The organism is Cupriavidus sp. UYPR2.512 (assembly GCF_000379565.1).
Taxonomy (GTDB): domain Bacteria; phylum Pseudomonadota; class Gammaproteobacteria; order Burkholderiales; family Burkholderiaceae; genus Cupriavidus.
Genome location: NZ_KB903086.1, coordinates 1 through 1,480, shown reverse-complemented (window position 1 = coordinate 1,480; position 1,480 = coordinate 1). Strand labels below are relative to the sequence as shown.

The following is a 1,480-nucleotide window of genomic DNA, read 5'->3' as shown; positions in this document are numbered from 1 at the left end:
GCCTCGTCGCCCATCTCGACGCGGCTGGTCTCGCCTGCTTGCCAATTCCGTTGACCCCCGCCAGATCGCTTCAACCGAAACTCGCAACCAGTTGGATGATACCTATCGGGTCGGGCGTTATCTTCCCCGCATCGAGGGCAGTTTTGCGCGGATCGAGCACTGGCGTGGCACGACGAAGGGCGGCGACTTCTGGCTGGTGCATGACGCAAGCGGCGAGCTGCACTGCTTCGGCAGGACGGCGGCGGCCCGCATTGCGGACCCGGCTGAGCCGTCGCACATCGCCGTCTGGCTGCCCGAAGAATCGGTTTCGCCCACTGGGCACCACATCTGGTACCGGTATCGCGCCGAAGACAATGCCGGCATCGACCTGCGTGGCAACGAGGTGCAACGCGACCATGCGGCCAACCGCTATCTGGCTGAAGTGCGATACGGCAATGCATCGGCGGCGGAGCACCTCTACCTCTTCACGGCGACCGGGCCGCAGGCCCAGACGTGGCTCTTCTCGCTCATGCCCGATTACGGCGAGCGTGGCGTCGATCCTGACATGCCACCGCCGTATGCGGCTTCCGGGGCCTGGCCCTCCCGGCGTGACCCGTTTTCGCGGTACGACTACGGTTTCGAGGTCCGTAGTCACCGGCTGTGCCGTCAGGTCCTTATGTTCCACCATTTTCCGGACGAACTTCGCGCACCCGATACGCTGGTGGCAAGGCTGCTGCTTGAGTACGACGAGAATCCGGTGCTGACCCGGCTGACCGGTGCGCAGCAGCTGGCCTATGAGGCGGACGGCACGCTGCAGCAGCTGCCGCCGCTGGATCTGGGCTACGCACCGTTCGACTATTCGTTGTCCTCGGGCTCCTGGCAGTCGTTCGACATCTTCCCCGGCCGGGACGATGCGTACCCCTACCAGATGGTCGACCTGTACGGCGAGGGGATTGCCGGTGTGCTGTACCGCGTGGGTTCCCTGTGGTATTACCGGGCGCCGGAACGGGGCAGTGAAGGGGGCGACAGCGTCGCCTACGGCACGTGGCAGCCGCTGCCAGCGGTCCCGTCGATGCAGCCGCCGCCGGTGGCGCTGATGGATATCGACGGCGACGGCAGGCTCGACTGGCTGGTCACGCAACCGGGTCTCGCCGGCTGGTTCAGTCTGGCGCCAGACGGGACATGGTCCAGCTTTACGCCGTTCGCTGCGCTGCCGGTCGAGTTTTTCAACGCGCAGTCGATGCTGGCCGATCTCATGGGCGCGGGCCTGTCCGATCTTGCGCTGATCGGTCCGAAGAGCGTGCGTCTTTACGCGAACGCGCGCCACGGTTTTGCAGCCGGGGTCGATGTCGGCCAGCAGTCGGCGCTGCCCGTGGCCGGGCGCGACGCACGCGAACTGGTTCTGTCGCGATAAGGGATTAAGGGCGACCGAGGGTGGCGAGAGCGCCGCGGTCATATGGCCAAGGAATAGAACTGCTCGGCGGCCGACGGACTGCTCCCC

1 protein-coding gene is annotated in these 1,480 nt (G+C 65.9%); it reads left to right on the top strand.

Translation table 11 applies throughout. The features are described from left to right. The coding region (locus A3A5_RS45520; RefSeq protein WP_304412944.1) for a SpvB/TcaC N-terminal domain-containing protein at nucleotides 1-1,393 on the top strand (1,393 nt) is incomplete at its 5' end. Nucleotides 1,394-1,480 lie beyond the last annotated feature (87 nt).